Genomic DNA, 3878 nt, shown 5'->3' with positions numbered 1-3878 from the left:
TTTGAGAAATAACAATTTGGAAAAGAAGGTCATTTTATTTATTGTCAAAAATAAATTACCTTTGCCCCCCAAATTGCATTATTTAGTCACTTTAATATTATGGCAGACTTAAAATTTCAAAGGAACTTTGGTATTGCGGCGCACATCGATGCGGGTAAAACCACTACCACAGAACGTATCCTGTATTATACAGGTAAATCCCACAAAATTGGAGAGGTGCACGAGGGTGCTGCTACAATGGACTGGATGGCACAGGAGCAGGAAAGAGGTATTACCATCACATCTGCGGCAACCACTTGTTTCTGGAATTTTCCAACCTTACAAGGTAAAGCCTTACCTGATACCAAACAATATAAATTCAATATCATCGATACCCCGGGTCACGTGGACTTTACCGTAGAGGTAGAGCGTTCCCTCCGTGTACTGGATGGTCTGGTGGCATTGTTCTGCGCTGTATCCGGTGTTGAACCTCAGTCTGAAACCGTTTGGCGCCAGGCTAACCGCTACCGTGTACCACGTATCGGTTTCGTTAATAAAATGGACCGTTCCGGTGCAGACTTCCTGAACGTGGTAAAACAGGTTAAAGAAATGCTGGGTGCTAACCCTGTACCTTTAACATTGCCGATCGGAGCTGAAGACACCTTCAAAGGTGTGGTAGATCTGATCACCATGAAAGGTATTATCTGGGACGAAGAAGGTAAAGGTGCTACCTACCAGGAAATTCCTATTCCGGAAGACATGGTGGCTGAAGCAGAAGAATGGAGAGCTAAACTCGTGGAAGCAGTTGCTGAGTACGATGACACCCTGATGGAGAAATTTTTCGAAGATCCTAATTCAATCTCTGAAGAAGAAATCCACGAAGCGATCCGTAAGGCTACTATCGATATCGCTATCATCCCGATGATGTGCGGTTCCTCTTTCAAAAACAAAGGTGTACAGAAAATGCTGGATGCGGTTTGCCGCTACCTGCCTTCTCCGATGGATGTTGAAGCCGTAAAAGGTACTGATCCGGATAGTGGTGAAGAACTGGAACGTAAACCTTCTGCTAAAGAACCGCTGGCTGCACTGGCGTTCAAAATTGCAACCGATCCTTTCGTAGGTCGTCTGGCGTTCTTCCGGGTTTATTCCGGTCACCTGGATGCAGGTTCCTATGTACTGAACACCCGTACCGGCAAAAACGAGCGTATCAGCCGTATCATGCAGATGCACGCTAACAAGCAGAACCCTATCGACTTCATCGAAGCCGGTGATATCGGAGCTGCTGTTGGTTTTAAAGATATCAAAACCGGTGATACCCTGTGCGATGAAAAAGCACCGATTATCCTGGAATCAATGACCTTCCCTGAACCGGTTATCCACATTGCTATTGAGCCTAAAACTCAGGCAGATGTTGATAAAATGGGTATGGCTATCGCTAAACTGGTAGAAGAAGATCCTACCCTGAAAGCAAAAACCGACGAAGAAACCGGTCAAACGGTACTTAGCGGTATGGGTGAGCTTCACCTTGAAATCATCGTTGACCGTATGCGTCGCGAATTTAAGGTAGAAGTAAACCAGGGTGCTCCTCAGGTTGCTTACAAAGAAGCGCTCACTACCAAAGTTGAACACCGTGAAGTGTTTAAGAAACAAACCGGTGGTCGTGGTAAATTTGCTGATATCCAGATCGAAATCGGACCTGCTGATGCAGAATGGCTGAAAGAGAACGAAGGCAAATCCCTGCAGTTCGTTAATGATATCTTTGGTGGTGCTATCCCTAAAGAGTTCATCCCTGCTGTGCAGAAAGGTTTTGAACAGTCACTCAACCAGGGTGTACTTGCAAACTTCCCGCTGACCAGCTTAAGAGTTCGCCTGTTTGATGGTTCTTACCACCAGGTGGATTCCGACGCTATGTCATTCGAATTGTGCGCTAAATCCGCTTTCCGTGAAGCTGCCCGCAAAGCTAAACCAGTATTGCTGGAGCCAATCATGAAAGTAGAAGTACAAACACCAGATCAATACATGGGTGATGTTACAGGTGACCTCAACCGTCGTCGTGGTATGCTGGAAGGTATGGATTCTAAAAACGGTGTACAGGTTATCAAGGCTAAAGTGCCACTGAGCGAAATGTTCGGTTATGTAACTCAGCTGCGTTCCCTGTCTTCCGGCCGCGCAAGCTCTATCATGGAGTTCTCTCACTACGCTCCTGCACCAAATAACGTGGCAGAAGAAGTGATTGCAAAAGTGAAAGGCAAAGTAAACGCTTAATCTTAGCTTTTTATATCAGAAAGGTTGTTCTGCGAAAGTGGAACAACCTTTTTGCTTTTTTATAATATTGACTGACATGAAAATGCTATTGCCATGAAAAGAATATTCGATATTTTACAATAGCAATAACCTACAACTGCAATTTACTTTTTGCTAACTGCCAGGGTCCTGTTTTACAGGACCTTTTTTATTATTTGCTCACCTGATAGGGGGAGGCTTCCCTTTTGACGTCATAGGTATAGCGGATTACAAAGCATCTCAGCCGGTATTATTTACTGATAGCCTTTGAATTATGTCATTAGAGTTATTACAAGCGCCTCCTACAACTGTGGTACATACATCGGGAGAAATGGTATCATTAGCTCCCGGTCTGGATTTGATTCTGCCCTGCTGGAATCCTGCAGGTCCCTGGGTGGAATCACTTATCAGGCACTACCACGAAATAACAACCCTTATGGGCAATACACCTGTTCAGCTTATTCTCGTGAATGACGGCTCAATAAGAAATTTTACCCGCCAGCATATTGCCTGGCTTGAAGTAGCCATTCCAGGTATCATCATTGTCAGTTATTCCCACAACCGGGGTAAAGGATTCGCCGTGAGGGAAGGCGTAAAGCGCTCCCAGCATGCTTTCCAGGTATACACTGATTTAGATTTTCCATTTGGCGTGCATGCGGTAAAAGAAGCATACGATGGCCTGCTCAGGGGCCTGGATGTAGTAGCCGGTGAAAGGGGAGAGGCCTATCTCCATAAATTACCCCGTAAGCGCCGCATTATAACCCGCATCAGCCGTCTGCTGAACCGGCTGGTACTAAATCTTAAGGTAGACGATGCGCAGGCTGGCCTGAAGGGCTTTAATGTCTACGGAAAAAATATCCTGCTCTCCACCCGTATTGATGGTTTTCTTTACGACAGTGAATTTTTATATCATGCAGGTAAACGTTCCAACCTCAAAATTGGGGCAGTCGCAGTATCTTGCCGGCCAGGTATTCAGTTTTCCTCTTTCAGGATTAAACTTTTAATGAAAGAAGTACTGAATTACTGCAGGATTGTTTTCAGCTCATCTGCCGCTTAATTTTTATGGAACATAGTAACAGGATACTGATCAGTGTGGATGTGGAAGAATTTGATATCCCGGAAGAATTTGGTCAGCAGGTGGCGCTCCAGGAGAAACTGGAAGTTTCCCGGAAGGGATTGCAGGCAACACTGGCTTTGTTTGACAAATATAACGTGCGCGCTACTTTTTTTGTCACGGCCTACTGGGCGCAGCACTATCCCGAATTGATCAGGCAAATGGCAGCAAAGCATGAAATAGCTTCTCATGCCTATTATCATAGTTCTTTTACCGAAGCAGACCTGGAAGGTTCCCGTCTGGCCCTGCAGGAAATCAGCGGTCAGCCGGTGCAGGGATTCCGTATGCCGCGTCTCCGTAAAGTAAATATGGAGGCATTGAAAGCGGCCGGCTACCTGTACGATGCTTCAGTGAACCCCACCTGGCTTCCCGGCAGGTATAATAACCGGCACCTGCCAAGAACAGTGTTTAAAGAACAGGATACCTGGATCATTCCCTCTTCTGTATCTCCCTGGCTCAGGTATCCGCTGTTCTGGCTGAGTGTAAAAAATATGCCCCTGTG

3 protein-coding genes are annotated in these 3878 nt (G+C 45.8%); all 3 read left to right on the top strand.

What is annotated here, in order from left to right:
• The first annotated feature begins 99 nt into the window (after positions 1-99).
• Complete coding sequence (fusA, locus tag VN105_RS21395) at positions 100-2244, top strand: elongation factor G (RefSeq protein WP_325644017.1); 2145 nt, start codon at positions 100-102, stop codon at positions 2242-2244.
• Positions 2245-2536: 292 nt separating this feature from the next.
• Positions 2537-3319: a glycosyltransferase gene (locus VN105_RS21390; protein ID WP_325644015.1), complete on the top strand. Its 783-nt coding sequence runs from the start codon at positions 2537-2539 to the stop codon at positions 3317-3319.
• A gap of 5 nt (positions 3320-3324) precedes the next feature.
• On the top strand, positions 3325-3878 hold a 554-nt coding region (locus tag VN105_RS21385), incomplete at its 3' end, for a polysaccharide deacetylase family protein (protein ID WP_325644013.1).

This window comes from Chitinophaga sp., assembly GCF_035564935.1.
GTDB lineage: Bacteria > Bacteroidota > Bacteroidia > Chitinophagales > Chitinophagaceae > Chitinophaga.
The sequence above is the reverse complement of the archived record's forward strand: the minus strand, read 5'-3'. Positions and strand labels throughout refer to the sequence as shown.

Excerpts from the sequence above, each read along its gene's own strand:
- fusA (WP_325644017.1), top strand. The coding sequence starts at position 100 with ATGGCAGACTTAAAATTTCAAAGGAACTTTGGTATTGCGGCGCACATC.
- VN105_RS21390 (WP_325644015.1), top strand. The coding sequence starts at position 2,537 with ATGTCATTAGAGTTATTACAAGCGCCTCCTACAACTGTGGTACATACA.